The 20,255-nt window shown below is 59.7% G+C and carries 20 protein-coding genes; 6 read left to right on the top strand and 14 right to left on the bottom strand.

From position 1 onward, the window contains the following. The first annotated feature begins 142 nt into the window (after positions 1-142). The 5 genes from AC1RKC_RS09475 to AC1RKC_RS09455 all read left to right on the top strand — a co-directional run bounded on the left by AC1RKC_RS09475 (position 143) and on the right by AC1RKC_RS09455 (position 4,990). The gene (locus tag AC1RKC_RS09475; RefSeq protein WP_493092332.1) at positions 143-937 is read left to right on the top strand and encodes an alpha/beta hydrolase; all 795 of its coding nucleotides are present in this window, start codon (positions 143-145) and stop codon (positions 935-937) included. A 3-nt stretch (positions 938-940) separates the two neighbouring features. After that, on the top strand, positions 941-1,312 hold the full coding sequence (locus tag AC1RKC_RS09470; protein WP_020827612.1) for a RidA family protein: 372 nt from the start codon (positions 941-943) through the stop codon (positions 1,310-1,312). Between the two features lie 59 nt (positions 1,313-1,371). Next, positions 1,372-2,559, top strand: coding sequence for an amino acid aminotransferase (locus tag AC1RKC_RS09465; RefSeq protein WP_020827611.1), 1,188 nt, complete (start codon positions 1,372-1,374; stop codon positions 2,557-2,559). Positions 2,560-2,576: 17 nt separating this feature from the next. Then, positions 2,577-3,977, top strand: coding sequence for an amino acid permease (locus AC1RKC_RS09460; protein WP_493092333.1), 1,401 nt, complete (start codon positions 2,577-2,579; stop codon positions 3,975-3,977). 140 nt (positions 3,978-4,117) lie between these two features. Next, the gene (locus AC1RKC_RS09455) at positions 4,118-4,990 is read left to right on the top strand and encodes a DMT family transporter (protein WP_261135706.1); all 873 of its coding nucleotides are present in this window, start codon (positions 4,118-4,120) and stop codon (positions 4,988-4,990) included. Between the two features lie 25 nt (positions 4,991-5,015). Here the strand turns inward: AC1RKC_RS09455 and pdxR are convergent, their stop codons facing one another. The 14 genes from pdxR to paaA form a co-directional block, all read right to left on the bottom strand. Then, positions 5,016-6,497 (bottom strand): MocR-like pyridoxine biosynthesis transcription factor PdxR, encoded by a 1,482-nt coding sequence (pdxR, locus tag AC1RKC_RS09450; RefSeq protein WP_493092334.1) that lies wholly within the window; start codon positions 6,495-6,497, stop codon positions 5,016-5,018. Positions 6,498-6,578: 81 nt separating this feature from the next. Continuing rightward, on the bottom strand, positions 6,579-7,175 hold the full coding sequence (gene paaY, locus AC1RKC_RS09445) for a phenylacetic acid degradation protein PaaY (protein ID WP_020827607.1): 597 nt from the start codon (positions 7,173-7,175) through the stop codon (positions 6,579-6,581). 12 nt (positions 7,176-7,187) lie between these two features. After that, positions 7,188-8,126, bottom strand: coding sequence for a phenylacetic acid degradation operon negative regulatory protein PaaX (gene paaX / locus AC1RKC_RS09440; protein ID WP_020827606.1), 939 nt, complete (start codon positions 8,124-8,126; stop codon positions 7,188-7,190). A 78-nt stretch (positions 8,127-8,204) separates the two neighbouring features. Then, positions 8,205-9,512, bottom strand: a complete 1,308-nt coding sequence (gene paaK / locus AC1RKC_RS09435) for a phenylacetate--CoA ligase PaaK (RefSeq protein WP_041414726.1) — start codon at positions 9,510-9,512, stop codon at positions 8,205-8,207. Between the two features lie 15 nt (positions 9,513-9,527). Continuing rightward, on the bottom strand, positions 9,528-10,733 hold the full coding sequence (gene pcaF, locus AC1RKC_RS09430) for a 3-oxoadipyl-CoA thiolase (RefSeq protein WP_493092335.1): 1,206 nt from the start codon (positions 10,731-10,733) through the stop codon (positions 9,528-9,530). Then, on the bottom strand, positions 10,730-11,170 hold the full coding sequence (gene paaI / locus AC1RKC_RS09425; RefSeq protein ID WP_493092437.1) for a hydroxyphenylacetyl-CoA thioesterase PaaI: 441 nt from the start codon (positions 11,168-11,170) through the stop codon (positions 10,730-10,732). The genes pcaF and paaI overlap by 4 nt, the downstream gene beginning before the upstream one ends. Beyond that, positions 11,170-12,690, bottom strand: coding sequence for a 3-hydroxyacyl-CoA dehydrogenase (locus AC1RKC_RS09420; protein WP_493092336.1), 1,521 nt, complete (start codon positions 12,688-12,690; stop codon positions 11,170-11,172). The genes paaI and AC1RKC_RS09420 overlap by 1 nt, the downstream gene beginning before the upstream one ends. 2 nt (positions 12,691-12,692) lie before the next feature. Next, a complete protein-coding gene (gene paaG / locus AC1RKC_RS09415) occupies positions 12,693-13,484 on the bottom strand; it encodes a 2-(1,2-epoxy-1,2-dihydrophenyl)acetyl-CoA isomerase PaaG (RefSeq protein ID WP_046373204.1) in 792 nt (263 codons plus the stop codon). Positions 13,485-13,487: 3 nt separating this feature from the next. Beyond that, complete coding sequence (gene paaF / locus AC1RKC_RS09410; protein ID WP_020827600.1) at positions 13,488-14,261, bottom strand: 2,3-dehydroadipyl-CoA hydratase PaaF; 774 nt, start codon at positions 14,259-14,261, stop codon at positions 13,488-13,490. 9 nt (positions 14,262-14,270) lie between these two features. Beyond that, positions 14,271-15,329 (bottom strand): 1,2-phenylacetyl-CoA epoxidase subunit PaaE, encoded by a 1,059-nt coding sequence (gene paaE / locus AC1RKC_RS09405; protein WP_116690227.1) that lies wholly within the window; start codon positions 15,327-15,329, stop codon positions 14,271-14,273. 14 nt (positions 15,330-15,343) lie between these two features. Beyond that, complete coding sequence (gene paaD, locus AC1RKC_RS09400; RefSeq protein ID WP_020827598.1) at positions 15,344-15,841, bottom strand: 1,2-phenylacetyl-CoA epoxidase subunit PaaD; 498 nt, start codon at positions 15,839-15,841, stop codon at positions 15,344-15,346. A 9-nt stretch (positions 15,842-15,850) separates the two neighbouring features. Continuing rightward, positions 15,851-16,612: a 1,2-phenylacetyl-CoA epoxidase subunit PaaC gene (paaC, locus tag AC1RKC_RS09395; protein ID WP_128865346.1), complete on the bottom strand. Its 762-nt coding sequence runs from the start codon at positions 16,610-16,612 to the stop codon at positions 15,851-15,853. A gap of 8 nt (positions 16,613-16,620) precedes the next feature. Next, the gene (gene paaB / locus AC1RKC_RS09390; protein WP_020827596.1) at positions 16,621-16,908 is read right to left on the bottom strand and encodes a 1,2-phenylacetyl-CoA epoxidase subunit PaaB; all 288 of its coding nucleotides are present in this window, start codon (positions 16,906-16,908) and stop codon (positions 16,621-16,623) included. Between the two features lie 10 nt (positions 16,909-16,918). Then, the gene (paaA, locus tag AC1RKC_RS09385) at positions 16,919-17,857 is read right to left on the bottom strand and encodes a 1,2-phenylacetyl-CoA epoxidase subunit PaaA (RefSeq protein ID WP_020827595.1); all 939 of its coding nucleotides are present in this window, start codon (positions 17,855-17,857) and stop codon (positions 16,919-16,921) included. A 318-nt stretch (positions 17,858-18,175) separates the two neighbouring features. Here paaA and paaZ point away from each other — a divergent pair, with 318 nt between their 5' ends. Then, complete coding sequence (gene paaZ / locus AC1RKC_RS09380) at positions 18,176-20,248, top strand: phenylacetic acid degradation bifunctional protein PaaZ (RefSeq protein WP_493092337.1); 2,073 nt, start codon at positions 18,176-18,178, stop codon at positions 20,246-20,248. Positions 20,249-20,255: the final 7 nt, after the last annotated feature.

The following is a 20,255-nucleotide window of genomic DNA, read 5'->3' as shown; positions in this document are numbered from 1 at the left end:
ATAAGTTTCACTGGTTAAACTTATTTGGCGCGAAAAAAGATTTATATTACCGGGCGCGCATTGCTGTAACGCCTCTCTTGACAATATTTTGACGACTGCTAATAGTTAACGCATATCTTAAATAATAAACGAAGTTTAATATATGAAACTTGTTGCGGGGAGTTACGACAACGGTAGCACGGTGGATAATGAAGATGAGATCCTCAACTCATTTCAAATCCGCAGTCAGGCGGTTTATCAAAAAACTCGCAATGAGTGCAATATTGCCTATGGAAATTCACCGCAAGAAGTTTTTGACTGGTTATATTCCGACAAGCCGGGTAAAGGGACCTTAATATTTATTCATGGTGGCTATTGGCAGTTTTGTCGTAAGGATGATTTTGCTTTTATTGCGCAGGTGCCGTTGTCGTTAGGTTTTGACGTCGTGCTGGTGGAATATACGTTGGCGCCCGAGGCCCGGCTTGACGATATTTGCCGGCAAACCGGTGCGGCGCTGGACGCCATTCAACAACGGCTTTCCGTCTGTCAGCCGGCGCCAGTGTACCTGTGCGGCCACTCTGCCGGCGGGCATCTTGCCAGCGTCTGGCAGCATCACCCGGTGGTCGACGCGACCTTACCGATCAGCGGCATTTTCGAACTGGAGCCGCTATTAAACACCTACGTTAACCGACGACTGCAGTTGACCAAGCAACAAATTACCCAACTGAGTCCGGTGCGACATATTCCGCAGCGTATCAAGCCGATGACGCTGTTTTACGGTGCCAATGAGCTGCCGGAATTGATTGGTCAGTCAAGGCACTATTACGCTGCGCTGAAGGAAAAAAGCCAGCCTGTCACCCTGGTCGCCGTCGCCGGCGCCAACCATTATAACGTGCTGGATGCCTTGTTCGCCTGGGATGGCGCCCTGACTCACCTGCTAACCACTACGGGGAAATAAACCATGCGCACCATCATTGACACCGGCCTGCCGGAAATCGGTCAACCTTTCTCCTGGGCCACCCAGGGCGGCGGCATGTTGTTCACCGCCCATGGCCCGGTCAGAGCCGACGGCAGTATTGAAACCGGCGCGCCGGAAAAGCAGATCGCCCTGACATTCGATAATTTGGCTCAAACCCTGAAAGCGGCAAATAGCCACAGCGATAAGGTATTACAGGTCATTATTTATCTGACCGATGTCAATGACGTTAAATTACTCGATGAAATTTACAAAAAATACTTTAACTTCCCTTACCCCAATCGTTCAACGGTGATAGTCGATAAACTGGTGGTGCCAGGAATGAAAATAGAAATAACCGTTAGCGCCACCGTCTGATTTATCTATTACTTAATTCCCACCTGCTCATTCATTCAATAATGAATAAAGGAATCGCTATGTTTAATCACATTGGCCGTTCGGCGGCCGATCCTATTATGTCGTTGATGGAAGCTTATTTACAGGATGGAAATAGCCAGAAAGTGAATCTGGGCATTGGCCTTTATTACGATCGGCAGGGCAGGATCCCGCTGATGCAGGCGGTGGAGGCGGCGGAGCAGCGCCTGCTTGAGCGGCGCAGCCCGCACGGCTATCCGCCAATCGAAGGTTCAGCGCTGTTTGCCCAACAGGTGCAGGCATTGTTGTTTGGCGAGGCGGCAATAGCGTCGATAGCTACGGTACAAACCGTCGGCGGCTCCGGTGCACTGAAGCTGGCGGCGGATTTTATTCATCACTTTCTGTCGCGCCGTGACATCTGGGTCTCTGATCCCACCTGGGCCAATCACTGGGCCATCTTTGAGGGGGCCGGGCTGAAGGTGCACACCTATCCGTACTTCGATGAGGCCAACGGCGGGCTGCGCTTTGACGCGATGCTGGATACGTTAGGCAGTCTGCCGGAAGGCAGCGTGGTGCTGCTGCACCCCTGCTGCCATAACCCGACCGGCACCGATCTCAGCCAGGCACAGTGGCGTGCCACCCTCGAAGTGCTGCAGCGCCGCCGCCTGTTGCCGTTGTTCGATATTGCCTACCAAGGGTTTGGCGAGGGGTTGGATGAAGACTGCTTTGCCCTGCGTGAGGCGCTGAAAACGGATCTGGAATTTATGGTCGCCAACTCATTTTCGAAAAATGTCGCCCTCTATGGTCAACGGCTGGGTGGGCTTTCGGTTCGTTGCGCCGGCCCAGAGAGTGCGGAGAACGTCAAAGGCGCATTAAAAACGCTGATCCGCCGCAGTTACTCCTGCCCGCCGACCCATGGCAGCCAGATTGTGGAAACCCTGCTGACGGACCCCGAATTGCGTCAACAGTGGGAGAGCGAACTGGCGGACATGCGTCAACGCATTCAACAGATGCGCCAAATTCTTTCCGCCGGCTTGGAGCAGGGGGGATCGCAACTGGACTACCGTCGCATCCGTGACCAAAAAGGGATGTTCAGCTACACCGGCCTGAACCCCCAGCAGCTTGAACGACTGCGGCAACATTACGCCATCTATCTGGTGGCGCCTGGCCGCATGTGCCTGCCGGGCCTGAACCAAAACAATGTCGACTACGTTACTGCCGCCATTCTGGACGTCACCCGCACTGCATGAAAAGGTAGGAGACTGCTATGAAACAGATAAAAGGTTTTGACGAAATCGCCCGGCGGCAAGGCGGGTTGCAGAAACAGCTCACCGCCGGGCAGATGTCGATGCTGGCGATCGGCGGCGCTATCGGTACCGGGCTGTTTCTCGGCAGTGCCTATGCCATTCAGATGGCCGGGCCCAGCGTATTGCTGAGCTATTTTATCGGCGGCATCGTGGCGTTATTACTGATGGGATGCCTGGCGGAAATGACCTCAGAACACCCGACGCCGGGCTCGTTTGGCGACTATGCCGAATTTTACATCAGTCCGCTGTTTGGTTTTCTGGTGCGTTATTCTTACTGGTCCTGCGTGGTATTGGCGGTGGGGACCGAGGTGACAGCCATCGGCATGTATATGCAGTTCTGGTTCCCGACCACGCCAATCTGGCCCTGGGTGCTGTTGTTCTCTGCGGCGGTGATCCTGATTAACGTGATTGGCGTTAAATCGTTCGGTCAGGTGGAATATGCGCTGTCGACCATCAAGGTGGTGGCCATTGCCGCCTTTATCGCCATCGGCATCGGTATTCTGATGTTTTCTGCCAACCCGGCCTTTGGTCTGCAAAACTTTACTGCCAACGGTGGCTTCTTCCCGTTTGGCGTGAAAGGCATGTGGTTTGCGGTGATCGTGTCGATTTTCAGCTACCTGAGCATCGAGATGATCGCCGTCGCCGCCGGTGAGGCCAAGAACCCGGTGATTGCGGTAAAAACCGCGTTCAAGGGCACCATTTTACGACTGTTCATTTTCTACATGCTGTCGATTGCGCTGATGCTGGCAATCGTTCCTTGGCGGCAGTCCGGTACCGGCGAAAGTCCGTTCCAGGTGGCGATGAACGTCATCCACCTGCCTGCCGCCGCCGGTATCTTCAACTTTATCGTTCTGGTGGCCGCGCTGTCGGCGATGAACAGCCAACTGTATATCACCACCCGCATGATGTTCTCGCTGTCACGCGCTGGGCAAGCTCCGGCTGCGCTGGGCCGGGTCAGTAAACGCGGTATCCCGGTAAGCGCGCTGGCGATGTCCTGCATCGGCATCGTGGTGTCGATCGTGTTGAGTCTGGTCTACCCGCAAAAATCTTTTGCCGCCATGATGTCTATTTCGGTGTACGGTGCCTGCTTTACCTGGCTGATGATTTTTGTCACGCACCTGTTTTTCCGCCGTCAGCACCGGCAAACCCACCTTAAATTTCGCATGTGGGGCTTTCCTTACACCACGCTGGCCGGTGCCGGTTTGATGGCCGCGTTGCTGATCTCGACGGCGTTCACCGAATTTTTCAGGATGACGCTGTGGTTTGGCATTCCGTTTACCCTGCTGTTGGTGGCTATCTACTTCTTCTACAGCCGTCATCAGCCCGTACCCGCGGTAATGGAAACACCGAGCGTGGAGTAAACCGGTTCACTGAAAATGTGAATATGTGGCTCTGGTGATAAACCACTTTATCCGGAGAATAAGCCTTTTCTGGGGTTATGGAGTGGTTTGCAATGAGCAGTGGGACAGAAAAACGGCGCCTTATTGGCTGTAGCAACAGTATGCCGGTGGCCAGGCATTCGGCGCAGGGATGGATCAACGGCTTTCTGGGCATGTTGATTTTCAGCGGTTCTTTGCCTGCCACTCGCGTGGCGGTGCAAGAGTTTGATCCCATGTTTCTCACCGCGATGCGCGCGGTGCTAGCGGCCTTGCTGGCTCTGAGTGCATTGACGCTGATGCGCCAGCGTTGGCCGCAGCGCCGCGACCTGGCGCCGTTGGCACTCACCGCGCTCGGGGTGGTGATCGGTTTTCCTTTGCTCACGGCGCTAGCCTTGCAGCACACCACCTCGGCGCATGCGCTGGTGTATATCGGGCTGTTGCCGCTGGCTACCGCCTGCTTCGGTGTACTGCGGGGCGGTGAGCGGCCCAAAGCCGCTTTCTGGCTGTTTTCGGTGTTGGGGAGCCTGCTGGTTGGCGCTTTTGCGTTAAGCCAGGGGGCGACTGGCTCCTGGCTTGGCGATCTGCTGATGGTGGCCGCGGTGCTGCTTTGTGGCCTGGGCTATGCGGAAGGCGCCGTGCTGACGCGTAAGCGTGGCGGCTGGCAGGTGATCTCCTGGGCGCTGGTGGTGGCTTTGCCGTTGACGGCAGCGGCGGCCGTGGTGACGGCCCCGCCAGCCTGGCCACAGGTCAGCGTCGGCGCCTGGTGTTCTCTGGGCTACATTTCGCTGTTCAGCATGTGGATTGGCTTTATCTTTTGGTATCGCGGTTTGGCGCAGGGGGGCATCGCCGCCGTGGGACAGCTGCAATTGCTGCAGCCGTTTTTTGGTCTGGCGCTGGCCGGGCTGGTGCTGCATGAAAGCATTCAACCTTCAATGATTGCGGTAATGGTCGGCGTATTGGTGTGCGTATACGGCGCCAAGCGTTTTTCGCGGTAAGTAATAAGACGGGGTAAGGCCTGCCTTACCCCGTAGCCAAGGTCGCCAGCACCCGGTTCAGCTTTTGGGCCGCCTGGTGGATCTGCTGTTCCGTGTAGCCTCCCAGCCCGAGTATCAATCCGTTTTTCCCGCTGCCGGGGCTATACATCGGCGAAAGTGCACCGACGGCTATCCCGGCCTCGGCGGCTTTGCAGGCAACCTGCCGATCGTCCAAATCCGCTTTTAACCACAGCAGCATATGCATGCCCTGATCGCTGGGGTGCAGAGTGGCCAGCTCGGCAGAAACCTGCGCGTTGATGGCGTCGGTCAGCACTCGCCTTTTTTCCGCATACACGCCGCGCATTTTACGAATGTGGCGATCCAGATGCCCCTGCGCCATAAAACTGGCCAGAACGTATTGATCGGCACTGGGAGAATGGCGATCCATCAGCACTCGCGCACCGCAGAAGGCATTCACCAGGGGCTGAGGAACGATGGCGTAGCCCAGACGCAGCGAAGGGAACAGCACCTTGCTGAAGGTTCCCAGGTAGATAACCCTGGCCGGATCCAACCCCTGCAACGAAGGAAACGGGTGCCCGGAATAACGCATTTCACTGTCGTAATCGTCTTCGACGATCCAGGCTTGCTGCGCTTTGGCCCATGCCAGCAGCTCAAGCCGGCGCGACATGCTCATGAACATACACAAGGGGTACTGATGAGAGGGAGTGACAAAGGCGGCTCTGGCCTGCGGCGCGATTTTCCTGCCTGCCGCGACCGCTATGCCTTCGCTGTCCACCGGCACTCTGGCCATTTTCCGGTCTCTGAAGACGGTATTAAAAATGGCGGTAATGCCATGATAAGCGGGATCTTCAACCCAGGCGGTCTCACCGGCATCCAGCAGAATCTGCGTGGCGAGATAGAGCCCCTGCTGTGTGCCGGAGGTGATGATCACCTGTTCCGGCGTGCAGTGCACCGAACGGGACTTGCGAACGTATTCGCATATCGCCTCACGCAGCGGCAATGCGCCCTGCGGTTCGCCATAACCGGCGGGGGCGCCGGGGCCTCTGGCGCGGATACGGTTGCCGAGCCTGCGCCAAACGTCGTCGGGCGCGGTATCGTTGATCGGTACCGAGACGGTGAAGGGGACCGGTGGCAGAGGGCGCAACTGGGCGGCAAAGTGCTCCAGGGCCAGCGCCTGATCGGAAAGCGGCATGTCGCCGGCGTCCGGGTGTTTGACCGGCGCGGGGGCTGGGCGGGTGAGCGACAACGCCACCCGAGTGCCCGAACCGGGCTGCGCTTCGAGAAATCCTTCCGCCGTCAGTTGTTCGAAGGCGGCCAGCACCGTTCCTCTGGCAAGCTGTAATGCGCCCGCCAGTACGCGGGTTGAGGGCAGCAGATCGCCCGGTTTAAGTTCGCCTTTGCCTATGGCAGCGCGCAGCGCCTGGGCAAGTTGCAGGCTAAGCTGCCCCGCATGGCGATCAAGCTCGCCGATAGCGGGGACTTCAACCGTTTTGGCCGTTCTGGGCATCTATTCCGGTCCAGATAAAAGTGGGTTAACAGGGTGTTTACTGTAAACCACTTTTGGTCTGAATAGCGGTTTTCGACAGGATTAAAGCTGGCTTTTCGGGATCAGGTGGTCGCCAAAGCTCAGGCGTTGACGGCCCGGTTCAATGGCGGTCAGTGGCGCAACCTCCTGCAGCGAGGATTTACAGCGTTCAACCAGATCGTGGTATTCGCGCGTACCGGCGACTTTCCACGCCAACTCCTGTTCGGTCAGGTCACGCAATACCCGCGCCGGGCTGCCGACCACCAGCTTATTGGCCTCGATCACCGCGGCGGCCTTGACGAATGCCATGGCGCCGACGATGGTGTTTTCGCCGATCTCTGCACCGTCCATGATCACCGCGTTCATGCCGACCATGGCGTTACGGCGGATGCGGCAACCGTGCAAGATGGCGCCGTGGCCGATGTGCCCGTCCTGCTCCACCACGGTGTCCTGCTGCGGAAAACCGTGCATCACGCAGTTGTCCTGAATATTGGCGCCATCGCTAATCACCAGCCGGCCAAAGTCGCCGCGCAGGCTGGCGTTGGGGCCGATATAAACCCGTTTGCCGACGATCACATCGCCAATCAGTACGGCGGTAGGGTGTACGTAACTGCTGGGATCGATCACTGGCGTCAGGCCGTCAATCTGATACACGGGCATAGCAAAGTTTCCTTATACTGTAGGGTCGCGTGGCAGGCCGCCGAAACGCCGATAATAGCCGGCTGCCGGGGCAGGCAGAGCGCCGATAGTGGTCTCGGCCATGGCGCTGACATACTCGGTCGCTGCGCGGTCTACCCGCTGATAAATATTGATGCACAGGTTACGGGCAATCTGTCCTTCCCACTGCGCCGGCAGCAGGGCGTCCGGCAGCAGAGGATCTTTGAGCACCACGCGCCGGAAGAAGTGGATCAATAATAGCTTAATCTGGAAACAGCGCTGGGGCGTCAGCAGCGCTTCATCGGCTTCGCGCAGCAGCGCCATCAGGGGGCGGAAAGAGACGATAAATTCGTGATAATCGGCAGCGACGTCAGCCAGCGCCCAGCAGTTGGCCACCAGCTGTTGCAGGGTTTTCTCCGAGCGGTTATAGGGATAGTCGGCGCGGAAGTAGATCACCTGTTCGCTGGCGTTAAGTTCGCCGAGCAGGGCGGTGACGTCGGTTTGCGCGTGGGTGGGGGCCGCCATCAGATTGCTGGCTATTTGGCCGAAGCCCAGCCAACCCAGCTCTTTTTTCAACCGTGCCCGCTCCTCCTTTTCCGCGCTTTCCAGCAACAGCAAATCCCATTTCCCGTCCCAGGCGGGCGGTTCGCTGAGATAGATTTTCGACTCGGCATGGCGGAACTGACGCATACCCTGATCGGTCACCCGATAGAAGCTGCGACGGCCGATTTTTTCAACCTCCAGCCAGCCCTCTTTCTGCAGGCGAAATACCGAGGTACGCACGAAGCGGTCACCAAAACCCAGGGCCTCCAGCAGCGCGCTCAGGCTGCCAAGCCAGACTTCGCCGCCCCGGTGGCTCAGCGCATCGCCGTAGAGGGAGATAATCAGCGAGGTGCCGCTGATCGGCTGAGCCTCTATAGCATGGCGGATAAACTCATCCAGTTTATGTTCCATATTTTTCCATGGGTTAGCCGACGGTGAAGCACAACATTACCACAAATCATTCGGGCGTCATCCGTGACGCCGGGGCAATCAGCGAGGCCGCAGATCGACCACGCGCTGGGCCTTGCCTTCTGAACGCGGGATATCGCCGCAGTTGGCGATGCTGACATCGGTGCTGACGCCGATAATCGACTTGATATGGTGGCGTAACTGGTGGCAAATCTCACAGCGTTGCTGGTGGCTGAGGCTGAGCGCCGCTTCCTTCAATTCAACGCGCACCGCCAGAGTATCCAGGTGCCCGCTGCGGCTGACCTGCAGCTGATAGTGTGGCGACAGCTGTTCGAACTGCATGATTTGCTCTTCCACCTGCGACGGGAACACGTTGACGCCGCGGATGATCAGCATGTCGTCGGAGCGGCCGGTAATTTTCCCCATGCGACGCATCTGGCGTGCGTCGCCCGGCAGCAGGCGAGTGAGGTCGCGGGTACGGTAGCGGATCACCGGCAGCGCTTCTTTGGTCAGCGTGGTAAACACCAGCTCGCCGTGTTGGCCGTCCTGCAGCGTCACGCCGGTTTCCGGACAGATGATTTCCGGCAGGAAATGGTCTTCCCAGATGGTCGGGCCGCCGCCGCTTTCGGCGCATTCCATCGCCACGCCCGGCCCCATCACTTCGGACAGGCCGTAAATATCCAGCGCCTTGATGCCCATGCGGCTTTCAATTTCATGCCGCAGCGCTTCGGTCCAGGGTTCGGCACCAAAGACGCCGAGGCGCAGCGAGCAGCCACGGGCGTCGCCGCCCATTTTGCGTTCCAGCTCGTCGATCAGCGTCAGGCAGTAGGACGGTGTCACCATGATCACATCGGGTTTGAAATCCAGGATCAGCTGCGCCTGTCTTTCGGTTTGTCCACCGGACATCGGGATCACCGTCGCCCCGAGTCGCTCCGCGCCGTAATGAGCCCCCAGCCCGCCGGTGAACAGACCATAGCCGTATGCCACGTGCACCTTGTCTTTGGCGGTAGCGCCGGCGGCACGCAGGCTGCGCGCGACGATATCGGCCCAATTATCGATATCCCGCTGGGTGTAGCCGACCACCGTCGGTCGGCCGGTGGTCCCTGACGAGGCATGAATACGCACCACCTGTTCCATCGGCACGGCGAAGGTGTCGAACGGGTAGTTGTCGCGCAGATCCTGCTTGGTGGTATAGGGGAAGCGAGCCAGATCGCTCAACTGTTTGAGATCGTCGGGATGGACGCCCGCCTGATCGAACTTGCGTCGGTACATCGGCACATTGTTGTAGGCGTGGTGCAGCGTCCATTTAAGGCGCTCCAGTTGCAGCGCCTCAATCTCATCGCGCGAGGCGAACTCAATGGCGTCGAGTGGCTGTGGATTCATTGTCATAGTTAGCCTCGGGGGTCAGACTCGCTCAATAATCATGGCGATGCCCTGGCCGACGCCGATGCACATGGTGCAAAGCGCGTAGCGGCCGGAACGCCGTTCCAGTTCGAACAGGGCAGCTAACGCCAGACGCGCGCCGCTCATGCCCAGCGGATGGCCAAGGGCGATCGCGCCGCCGTTGGGGTTCACCTGCGGGGCGTCGTCAGGCAACCCAAGCTGGCGCAATACTGCCAGCGCCTGGGCGGCAAAAGCCTCGTTCAGTTCAATGACATCTATTTGCGCCAGGCTCAGCCCGGCCAGTTCCAGCACTTTACGGGTGGCCGGTAGCGGACCTATGCCCATTAAACCGGGTTCGACGCCGCAGGTTGCCGTCGCGACGATGCGCGCACGCGGTGTTAACCCCTGACTCACTGCCATTGCCTCCGAGGCGACGATCAGCGCCGCTGCGCCGTCGTTCAGGCCAGAGGCGTTGCCGGCGGTCACCGTGCCGGGTTGGCGGAATGGGGTTTTCAGCGCCTGCAGCTGTTCCAGCCGCGTATCTGCACGCGGGTGTTCGTCCTGGTCAAACAGGGGGACCGCGCCTTTCTTGCCGCTGAGGCTGACCGGCACGATCTCCTGCGCGAATATCCCCAACGTTTGCGCTCGCGCGGCCCGTTGCTGGCTGCGCAGAGCGAAGGCGTCCTGATCGGCGCGGCTGACGTTGAATTTTTCCGCTACGTTTTCGGCGGTTTCGGGCATGGATTCGGTGCCGTATTGCGACTGCATCAGCGGGTTGATAAACCGCCAGCCGAGCGTGGTGTCATACAGCTGTGTCTGACGGCTGAAGGCGCTGTCGGCCTTACCCATCACCAACGGGGCCCGGGTCATCGATTCTGCGCCGCCGGCCAATACCAAACCGGCTTCACCGGCCTTGATGCTGCGGGCCGCCGTCGCCAGCGCGTCCAATCCCGAGCCGCACAGGCGGTTGAGGGTGGTGCCGGAAACGTTAACCGGCAGGCCCGCCAGCAATGCTGCCATACGGGCCAAATTGCGGTTGTCTTCCCCGGCCTGATTGGCGCAGCCGAGGATCACGTCGTCCACCCTCGACCAGTCCACCTGCGAGTGGCGGGCCAACAGGGCGCGCAGCGGCAGTGCGGCCAAGTCATCGGCGCGGACGTTGGCCAGGGCGCCGCCGTAACGGCCAATCGGCGTGCGGACGCCGTCGCAGATAAAAGCCTGGTTCATGCTTGATCCCCTAAAATGGCGTGACCGAGCCGATGTGCGCGGCCGCGGAACCAGGCGACGGTTTTGCCCAGTTGATTGACAATCTCCACGTCATACAGACCGGTGGTTTTGCCCTGATGGCGCACCTCAGCGCTGGCCGTCAGGCGATCGCCGGCCAGCGCCGGGCGGATAAAGTCTATGCTGCAGCCGGACGCTACCGCCGCCAGCCCCTGGCTGTTGCAGGCGTAGGCGAAAGCGGTGTCCGCCAGGCTGAACAGTTGCCCGCCGTGGCAGGTCTGGTGGCCGTTGAGCATCTGCGACCCGACGGTCATGCTGACTTTTGCGAACCCGGTGTCGACGGCATCCACCCGCATGCCCATCGCCTGGGCGCAGGTGTCCTGCTGAAACATCTGTTCGGCGCAGCGTTGCGCCAGCGCGTGGGGCGTATTGGCATTCATCATTGGGCTCCTGAAGAAAGGGATGCGTAGTGGCGCAGCAACGGCATCGGGCGATAGCGGGGTTCGCCGTAGAAGCGTTGCAGATTTTCCAGCGTGGTCAGGATGTGTCGCCAGCCTAATGACGCACCCCATTCCAGCGGGCCGCGCGGGTAGTTAACCCCGCAGCGCATGGCGTGGTCGGTATCGGCGGCGCTGGCGACGCCCTTGTTCACCACGTCGAGCGCTTCATTCGCCAACATGGCGAGGGTGCGCATCACCAGCAGGCCCGGGTAGTCCGGCAACAGGATCACTTTCTTGCCAAGGGATTGCAGCAGACGTACCACAGTAGCGTTGTGTCGGGCATCGTTTTGCGCCGCGCAGCTGATGGCGACGGTGGAGGCCTGGGCATACTGAGCTGACAGATCAAACAGCACCACGGGGGTTCCGGTTTCATCGGCGACCTGGCTGGCTGTTTTACCATTTGTTAACATAAATGTAACTTCATCGATCTGGGCAAAAGCACTGGTCTGGCCGGGTTGTATGATCGCCTCCGCATTTCCTGCCAGTAACTCGGCCAGCAGAGTGACGCCTGCCGCGTCGCCGTGCAGCTTAATGCTGTGCGGCAATTCCGCTGAGGATGCAGGTAACCCGGCGACAATTTGAGGCGGCGTTTGTTTGTCGTAGCGATAAAAGCCGCACCCGCTTTTGCGGCCCAGACGCCCGGCGGCCACCCGTTCCTGCTGCACCAAAGACGGCGTGAAGCGCGGATCCTGGAAGAAGGCCTGAAACACTGATTCAGTGACGGCGTAATTGATGTCCTGACCAATCATATCGGTCAGTTGCAGTGGCCCCATGGCGAAGCCGCCTGCGTCGCGCATTACCGCATCCAGCGTGGCGGCGTCGGCAACTTGTTCTTCGAGCGCGCGCAGGGTTTCGGCGTAAAAAGGTCGCGCCACGCGGTTAACGATAAAGCCGGGCGTGGAACGGCACAGCACGCTTTGTTTGCCCCATTGCCGGGTCAGCGCCTGCAGTTCGGCAACGGTTTCGGCGCTGGTGTCCAACCCGCTGACGATCTCGACCAGCTTCATCACCGGGGCCGGGTTGAAGAAGTGCAAACCGGCCAGGCGCTGTGGATGGTGCAGTGCACCGCCGATGGCAGTAATCGACAGCGATGAAGTGTTGCTGGCGAACAGTGCGGCGGGGGAACACAGCGCTTCCAGCTCACGAAACAGGCTCTGTTTGATCGCCAGTTTTTCCGCCACTGCTTCTATCACCAGTGCGCTGTCGGCCAACTGGTCAAGCGACTCGACCGGCTGAATACGGCCCAGCAGGGCCTCGGTGGCATCGGCGTCGGCCTTGCCGGACTCGACCCTTTGGCGCAGGCGTTGGCCTAACGCATCGAGTGCCTGCCGGGCGGCGGCGGCATCGATATCAAACAGCCACACCGGATGCCCGGCTCCGGCCGCCACCTGGGCGATGCCGATGCCCATGGTGCCGGCACCAATCACGGCGACCCTTGCGTAGACGTTCGGCAGGTTCATGATTATTTTCCGCTGAAATTAGGGGTGCGTTTGGCGAAGAAGGCGCTGACGCCTTCGCGGTAGTCGTCGCTGCGGCCGCCGAGGCGCTGCAGGTCGCGTTCCAGATCGAGCTGCTGATCGAGGGTATTGTTCGCCGAGCTGTAGAGGGCTTTTTTAATCAGCCCCAGCCCGTAAGTGGGTTGGGTGGCCAGGTGTTGTGCCAGCGTTTGGCTGGTGGCGGCCAGTTGGTCCGCCGCTACCACCTGCCAGATCATGCCCCATGCCAGCGCCTGTTGTGCGCTGACTTTATCTCCCAGCAGCGCCATGCCCATGGCGCGGGCGTGGCCTGCCAAACGGGGCAGGAACCAGCTGCCGCCGGAGTCCGGCACCAGCCCCAGGCGGCAGAAAGACTGAATAAAATTGGCGTTATCGGCGGCGATCACGATATCGCAGGCCAGCGCCAGCGCAGCGCCGGCCCCCGCCGCGACACCGTTGACGGCGCACACCACCGGCTTTGGCAGGGCGGTCAGACGACGGATCAGCGGATTGTAAAAACGCTCTACCGACAGGCCGAGATCCGGCGCCTGCTGTTCGACGCTGACGTTGCGATCGTTCAGATCCTGCCCGGCGCAAAAGCCACGTCCCGCACCGGTGATCAGCAGGCAGCGTACGGTTTCGTCCCGCTCGGCGAGGGTCAAGGCTTCGCTCAGTTGGCGGTGCATCTCGTCGTTGAAGCTATTGAGCCGGTCTGGCCGATTGAGGGTCAGCGTCAGCACCCCGGCTTCAAGGTGGGTGAGAATCAATGCGTTTTCCATAAATCAGCGCCCCTGATAGTTTGGCGTACGTTTTTCGAAGAAGGCGGCGATGCCCTCGCGGCGATCGTCGGTGGCGGCCAGGGTGGCAAACTGCTGGCGTTCGATGAGCAGCCCTTGGCTAAGGCCGGTTTCCTCAGCCTGTTTCAGCGCCTGTTTGGCGGCGCGCAGTGCCAGCGGTGCCTGCCTGCTGATGTGCTCGGCGATCTGCTGTGCGCGTTCCAGCGTCAGGGCGTCGACGCACACTTCACTGACCAACCCGCACTGCAATGCGCGCGAGGCGTTAATGGCTTCGCCACTCAGCACCATCTGACTGGCGAAGGACTTGCCGACGCAGCGAATCAAGCGCTGAGTGCCGCCGGCCCCTGGCATCAGGCCGAGGGTGATTTCCGGCAGGCCAAAGCGGGCGCTTTCGCCGCAAATGACAATGTCGCAGGCCAGCGCCAGCTCGCAGCCGGCGCCGAGCGCATAGCCGTTCACTGCCGCCAGCAGCGGTTTACTGAACTGCGCCAGCCGTTGCCACAACAGCGGGCGGCGATCCGTCAGCGTAGCGGGCAGGTCTTGCCGTTGCAGTTCGTGCAGATCGGCACCGGCGGCAAAGAAACGCGTTGTGCCGGTGATCACTACTGCGCCAATGGCGGTATCGGCATCGGCCTGTTCCAGTAAATAAACCAGCTGCTCCAGACAGGGTGTGTTCAGGGCATTGCGCGCTTGTGGACGGTGCAGTTCCAGCGTCAGCACGCGCGCCTGGCGATGTTGCAGGATCAAAGGGGTTTCCATTGGCGGCTCCTATACGTCAAAGTCCAGCACCACACCGTCACCGCGTGGCCACGACTGGCAGCTCAATACGTAGCCTGCCGCGAGTTGATCCGGCTCCAGGCTGTAGTTGACGGCCATGTCCACCTGACCGGCTTTTAACCGGCACTTGCAGGTGGCGCACACGCCGCCTTTGCAGGCATAGGGAAGATCGGCACCCTGACGCAGCGCCGCGTCCAGAATGCTGTCGTCCTGCGAGCCAACCTCGATATCCAACCGGCGGCCATCGAGCAAAATCGCCACTCGCGTGGCGTTGCGCGGGGTGTCGTTGACCGGGCGGGCGACCACGCCGCTGGTGTTAAAGCGCTCGCTGTGGATACGCTCGGCGGCTACGCCAGCCTGTTCCAGCACGCTTTGGGCGTCGTCCATCATGGTTTGCGGGCCGCAGATAAAGGCATGGTCATAGTCGCGGTAATCCAGCAGCGCGCCGCCGATCGCCAACAGGCGCTCGCGGTCGATGCGCCCACTGAGCAGCGGGCTGTCGAGGCTCTCCTGGCTGAACAGATACAGCGGCTGAAAACGTTGTGGATAGCGGTTTTTCAGATCGGACAGCGTCTCCTTGAACATCACCGAACGGCTGCTGCGGTTGCCGTAAATCAGCGTGAAGCTGCTGTTTGGTTCAAGTTGCAGGGTGGCTTTGATGATAGACAGCATCGGCGTGATGCCGGAACCGGCGGCAATCGCCAGATAGTTGCCGCTGTTTTCCGCCTGTGGCTGGTAGCCGAAACGGCCCTGCGGCACCATCACCTCCAGCGCGTCGCCGACTTTCAGTAGCCGATTAACGAACGAGGAAAAGCGGCCCTGATGGATAGCTTTAACGCCGATCTGCAGCAGCCCTTCCTGAGGAGCGCTGCAGATGGAGTAGCAGCGGCGCAGCTCTTCGCCATCCACCTGCGCCTTTAGCGTCAGATGTTGGCCGGGGGTGTAGCAGTAATGACTTTTCAGCTCTTCGGGCACGCGCAGAGTGATAGCTACGGCGTCCGGCGTTTCGCGCTCGATGGCGGCGACGTTCAGGCGATGGAAGACCGTCATGGTTTTCTGCGCTCCTAAATGCATTTGAAATAGTCGAAGGGTTCGCGGCAATCGCAGCAGCGATACAGCGCTTTGCAGGCGGTGGAGCCGAATTCGCTGATTTTTTCGCTGTGGGTGCTGCCGCAGCGCGGGCAGGGCACCGGGCCTGCAGCCTGCGGTTTGTCGCAGGTATGGCCCTGTGGCGGTGCGACGCCGTATTCACGCAGCCGTTCACGCGCCGAGGCGTTCATCCAGTCGGTGGTCCACGCCGGGCTGAGGCGAATGTCCACTTTGACCGGGGCAAAGCCGGCCTCGGCCAGCCGCTGCTCGATGGCTTCGAGCAGGAACTCGGTGGCGGGGCAGCCGGAGTAGGTTGGCGTAAAGGTAATGCGCCAGCCGTCGCCGTCGGCTTCAACGTCGCGAACCATGCCCAGATCGGTAATCGACAGCACCGGCAGTTCCGGATCGCTGATCTGTTGCAGGCAGTGCCAGATTTGCGGAATTTCCGCGGCCTGCAGCCGGGTAATGTTCATAGCGGCCCCTTACCAGTTTGCGTTGGGATAGGCGCGTTGCAGAAACTGCATCTCGGCCAGCAGCGGACCGAGATGTTCGCTGTGCCGACCCTGTTTACCGCCGTGGCGGAACGCCTGCTCTGCCGGCAGCGTCAGGGTGGCCTGTTGCAGCGTTTCTTCAACCAGCGCCAGCCACGGAGCCTCAAGCTGGCGCGGATCGGCGGCGATGCCCTGTTCTGCCAACTGCAGTTCAAGCTCGTCGGCATGGAACAGTTCGGCGGTAAAACGCCACAGGCCATCCAGCGACTGCTGCATTTTTTGGTGGCTGACGGGGCTGCCGTCACCCAGACGGATCATCCAGCCACGGCTGAAACGCAGGTGGTAATGCGCCTCTTTCAGTGACTTGGCGGCGATGGCGGCGAGTTGCGCATCGCGACTTTGGCTCAAGGCCTGATGCAGCTGCACGTGGTAGGCGTCCATCAGGAACTGCCGCACCAGAGTGTCGTTGAAGCCGCCGTTGGGCTGTTCCGCCAGCAGCAGGTTATGGAACTCACGTTCGTCTCGGCCGAAGGCCAGTCGGTCTTCGCTGAATTGCGGCCCGGCCAGTTCGGCGGCATAACCGAGAAAGTTGCGTGCCTGGCCGAGTAGGTCCAGGCCGATGTTGGCCAGCGCCAGGTCGATCTCCAGTTCCGGCGCGTGGCCGCACCAGGCGCACAAGCGCTGGGCGAGGATCAGTGGCGTATCGCCCTGACGCAGGACATAGGTGACGAGTGGATCGTTATTGAAGGTCATGGTCGCCCCTACATGTTCTTGATGCCGTCGGGAATGGTGTAGAACGTCGGATGACGGTAGATCTTGTCATCGGACGGATCGAAAAAGGCTTCGCGATCTTCCGGCTGCGAGGCGATCAGGTGGCTGGATTGCACCACCCAGATTGAGCAGCCTTCGTTGCGGCGAGTATAGGCATCGCGGGCGTTTTCCAGCGCCATCTGGTCGTCGGCGGCGTGCAGGCTGCCGACGTGACGGTGCGCCAGCCCTTGTTTGCTGCGGATAAACACTTCATACAGTGGCCATTGGGCATGTGTCATCATCGGTTCCTTATGCGGCGGTTGAGGTGTTTTTTGACGCGTGGGCCAGAGCGCCATCGCGTACCCAGGCTCCGTCCTCCCAGGCGCGGCGTTTGGCTTGCAGCCGTTCGTGGTTACATTGGCCGCGCCCCTTGATCACCTCATGCAGTTCACTCCAGTCGATTTCGCCAAAGCGGTAGTGGCCGGTGGCTTCGTCCCAGGCCAAATCGGCGTCCGGTGCGACCATGCCCAGGGCTTCCAACTGGGGAACGGTGTTGTCGACAAATTTCTGCCGTAACTCATCGTTGCTGTGGCGTTTGATTTTCCAGGCCATGCTCTGCGCGCTGTGCGGTGAATCGGTATCGCTGGGGCCAAACATCATCAGTACCGGCCACCAGAAGCGGTTAATCGCATCTTGCAGCATGGCTTTCTGTTGTTCGCTGCCGTTAGCCATCGCCATGACAGCTTCGTAACCCTGGCGCTGGTGGAAGCTCTCTTCCTTGCAAATTTTCACCATCGCCCGCGCATAGGGGCCGTAGGACGCACGACACAGCGCCACCTGGTTGACGATGGCCGCGCCGTCCACCAACCAGCCGATCACCCCGATATCCGCCCAGTTGAGCGTCGGGTAATTGAAGATCGAGGAGTATTTCATCTTGCCGTCGAGCATCTTCTGGTAGATATCCTGACGAGAGCAGCCCAGGGTTTCCGCGGCGCTGTACAGGTACAGGCCGTGCCCCGCTTCGTCCTGCACCTTGGCTAACAACACCGCTTTGCGGCGCAGGGTAGGTGCGCGCGTCAACCAGTTGGCTTCCGGTAACATGCCGACCACTTCGGAATGGGCATGTTGGCCAATCTGGCGGATCAGGTTTTGGCGGTAGGCGTCCGGCATCCAGTCTTTGGCCTCAATCGAGGTATCCGCCGCAATTTTGTCGTCGAAGTGCTGCTGATGTTGCGCGTCAGTTGTCATGCGTGCCTCTTGGTGATTCGTATTTTTCACATTAAATATAAAAATGTGAATCACGTTAACTAACCATAAGGCTACAAACTGATAACAAAAAGATCAAACGGCATTTGTGTGGTTTTGCGAGGGTGCTCACAAGGAGTGTTGTTATAATATTGTTTTTAAATGACATTAAAAATTAATCCATGAGGGTAAAACGCCTGTCTGAGCGCTTTCAATGTCTGGTTGTTTTTATTTTGTTAAATTTCATTCTGGTGAAAACTGGACAATATGTGATACGTAATTAATCCTTGTGGTGTAAATTTATGAATTCCGGAGGAGCAAATGCAGCAGCTACACAGTTATCTTTCTGGCGCCTGGGTGTACGGCCAGGGCAAAGCCCGTGAAATCCACCATGCCGTCACCGGCCAATCGCTGTATCAGGTTTGTTCCGACGGGCTACCGCTGGCCGCCAGTCTGGAGTATGCGCGCAGCAAGGGCGGCAAGGCGCTGGCACAGATGACCTTCCAGCAGCGCGCGCAAATGATGAAAGCGGTGGCTAAGCACCTGCTGGCCAACAAAGAAACGCTGTATGAGATTTCGTACCAGACCGGCGCGACTCGCAGTGACGGCTGGGTGGATATCGAAGGCGGTATCGCCACGCTATTTGCCTATGCCGGGCTGGCAGGGCGCGAGCTGCCGGACGATACCCTGTGGCCGGAAGACGAACTGATCCCGCTGTCCAAACAGGCGCAGTTTGCCGCCCGACACGTGCTGACTTCACGCCCTGGCGTGGCGTTGCATATTAATGCTTTTAACTTTCCCTGCTGGGGGATGCTGGAAAAACTGGCGCCCACCTGGTTGGCCGGCATGCCGGCGATCATCAAACCGGCGACCGCCACGGCGCAGCTGACGCAGGCGATGGTCAGACTGATTATCGACAGCGGTCTGGTGCCAGAGGGCGCGTTGCAACTGGTATGCGGTGGCGTCGGCGATATGTTTGAACATCTGGATTATCAGGATGCGGTGACCTTTACCGGCTCGGCGCAGACCGGTCAGCAGCTGCGTGCGCACCCGCGCCTGTTGCAAAAGTCGATTGCTTTCACCATGGAGGCAGACTCGCTCAACTGCTGCGTGCTTGGCGAGGACGTTACGCCGCAGATGCCGGAGTTTGCGCTGTTTATCAAAGAAGTGTGCCGCGAGATGACCGCCAAGGCCGGGCAAAAATGTACCGCAATCCGGCGGATTATCGTGCCGGCGAAACGGGTGGCAGAGGTACAGCAGGCGCTGTTGCAGCGGCTGAGTGGCGTCACGGTGGGCGATCCTAAACTGGAACAGGTGCGGATGGGGGCCTTGGTCAGCCGCGAGCAGCGCGACGATGTGCAACAGAAGGTGGATTACCTGCTGCATAACGGTTGCGAACCGTTGTGCGGCGCGAGAACGGATAACCTGGAGGTGAGCGGGGAAGGCGTGCAGCAGGGGGCATTTTATCCGGCCACGCTGTTGTACTGTGCCGATCCCTTTAGCCATCAGGCGGTGCATGGCACCGAAGCATTCGGCCCGGTAGCGACGCTGATGCCCTATCAGCATACCGAACAGGCGATTGAGCTGGCGTTAATGGGCCAGGGGAGTCTGGCTGGCTCACTGGTGACCGCCGATGAGGCGCTGGCGACGCGCTTTATCCGCGCCACCGCCTGCGCGCATGGCCGAATGCTGATCCTGGATCAACAGGCGGCGGTGGAGTCCACCGGCCACGGTTCTCCGTTGCCAATGCTGGTGCACGGCGGGCCAGGGCGAGCCGGTGGCGGTGAAGAATTGGGGGGGCTACGCGCGGTAAAACACTATATGCAACGCACGGCCATTCAGGGCAGTCCGGCTATGCTGGCGGCAATCGGCCGTGAGTGGGTGCGCGGCGCGACGGTGATTGAAGAGCCGGTACATCCGTTCCGCAAATATTTCGAGCAACTGCGCCTTGGCGAAAGCCTGCTGACGGCGCGGCGTACCGTGACCGAGGCCGATATCGTCAATTTTGCCTGCCTGAGTGGCGACCACTTCTATGCCCATATGGACAAGATCGGCGCGGCCGAATCGCTGTTTGGCGAGCGGGTCGCGCACGGCTACTTTGTGGTTTCTGCCGCCGCCGGGCTGTTTGTTGATCCGGGCGTCGGGCCAGTGATTGCCAACTACGGTATGGAAAACCTGCGCTTTATCGAGCCGGTGAAGATTGGCGATACCCTTCAGGTACGGCTGACCTGCAAAAAGAAAATCCGTAAGCCGCAGAAAACGGCGGAGGATCGTCCACACGGCGTGGTGGTATGGGATGTTCAGGTACTCAACCAACATCAGCAGGCGGTGGCGCTGTACAGTATCCTGACGTTGGTGGCGCGGCAGGAAGGGGACTTCGGTCCGACAAGCTAAAGGCCGG

This window comes from Serratia sp. GW822-FHT06E05 (genome assembly GCF_058799445.1).
Note: the sequence above shows the minus strand (reverse complement) of the source record. Positions and strands in the feature narration are given on the sequence as shown.

What these genes read in the sequence shown, in the direction of transcription:
- AC1RKC_RS09475 (WP_493092332.1), top strand. Translation starts at nt 143, where the DNA reads ATGAAACTTGTTGCGGGGAGTTACGACAACGGTAGCACGGTGGATAAT.
- AC1RKC_RS09470 (WP_020827612.1), top strand. Translation starts at nt 941, where the DNA reads ATGCGCACCATCATTGACACCGGCCTGCCGGAAATCGGTCAACCTTTC.
- AC1RKC_RS09465 (WP_020827611.1), top strand. Translation starts at nt 1,372, where the DNA reads ATGTTTAATCACATTGGCCGTTCGGCGGCCGATCCTATTATGTCGTTG.
- AC1RKC_RS09460 (WP_493092333.1), top strand. Translation starts at nt 2,577, where the DNA reads ATGAAACAGATAAAAGGTTTTGACGAAATCGCCCGGCGGCAAGGCGGG.
- AC1RKC_RS09455 (WP_261135706.1), top strand. Translation starts at nt 4,118, where the DNA reads ATGCCGGTGGCCAGGCATTCGGCGCAGGGATGGATCAACGGCTTTCTG.
- pdxR (WP_493092334.1), bottom strand. Translation starts at nt 6,497, where the DNA reads ATGCCCAGAACGGCCAAAACGGTTGAAGTCCCCGCTATCGGCGAGCTT.
- paaY (WP_020827607.1), bottom strand. Translation starts at nt 7,175, where the DNA reads ATGCCCGTGTATCAGATTGACGGCCTGACGCCAGTGATCGATCCCAGC.
- paaX (WP_020827606.1), bottom strand. Translation starts at nt 8,126, where the DNA reads ATGGAACATAAACTGGATGAGTTTATCCGCCATGCTATAGAGGCTCAG.
- paaK (WP_041414726.1), bottom strand. Translation starts at nt 9,512, where the DNA reads ATGACAATGAATCCACAGCCACTCGACGCCATTGAGTTCGCCTCGCGC.
- pcaF (WP_493092335.1), bottom strand. Translation starts at nt 10,733, where the DNA reads ATGAACCAGGCTTTTATCTGCGACGGCGTCCGCACGCCGATTGGCCGT.
- paaI (WP_493092437.1), bottom strand. Translation starts at nt 11,170, where the DNA reads ATGAATGCCAATACGCCCCACGCGCTGGCGCAACGCTGCGCCGAACAG.
- AC1RKC_RS09420 (WP_493092336.1), bottom strand. Translation starts at nt 12,690, where the DNA reads ATGAACCTGCCGAACGTCTACGCAAGGGTCGCCGTGATTGGTGCCGGC.
- paaG (WP_046373204.1), bottom strand. Translation starts at nt 13,484, where the DNA reads ATGGAAAACGCATTGATTCTCACCCACCTTGAAGCCGGGGTGCTGACG.
- paaF (WP_020827600.1), bottom strand. Translation starts at nt 14,261, where the DNA reads ATGGAAACCCCTTTGATCCTGCAACATCGCCAGGCGCGCGTGCTGACG.
- paaE (WP_116690227.1), bottom strand. Translation starts at nt 15,329, where the DNA reads ATGACGGTCTTCCATCGCCTGAACGTCGCCGCCATCGAGCGCGAAACG.
- paaD (WP_020827598.1), bottom strand. Translation starts at nt 15,841, where the DNA reads ATGAACATTACCCGGCTGCAGGCCGCGGAAATTCCGCAAATCTGGCAC.
- paaC (WP_128865346.1), bottom strand. Translation starts at nt 16,612, where the DNA reads ATGACCTTCAATAACGATCCACTCGTCACCTATGTCCTGCGTCAGGGC.
- paaB (WP_020827596.1), bottom strand. Translation starts at nt 16,908, where the DNA reads ATGACACATGCCCAATGGCCACTGTATGAAGTGTTTATCCGCAGCAAA.
- paaA (WP_020827595.1), bottom strand. Translation starts at nt 17,857, where the DNA reads ATGACAACTGACGCGCAACATCAGCAGCACTTCGACGACAAAATTGCG.
- paaZ (WP_493092337.1), top strand. Translation starts at nt 18,176, where the DNA reads ATGCAGCAGCTACACAGTTATCTTTCTGGCGCCTGGGTGTACGGCCAG.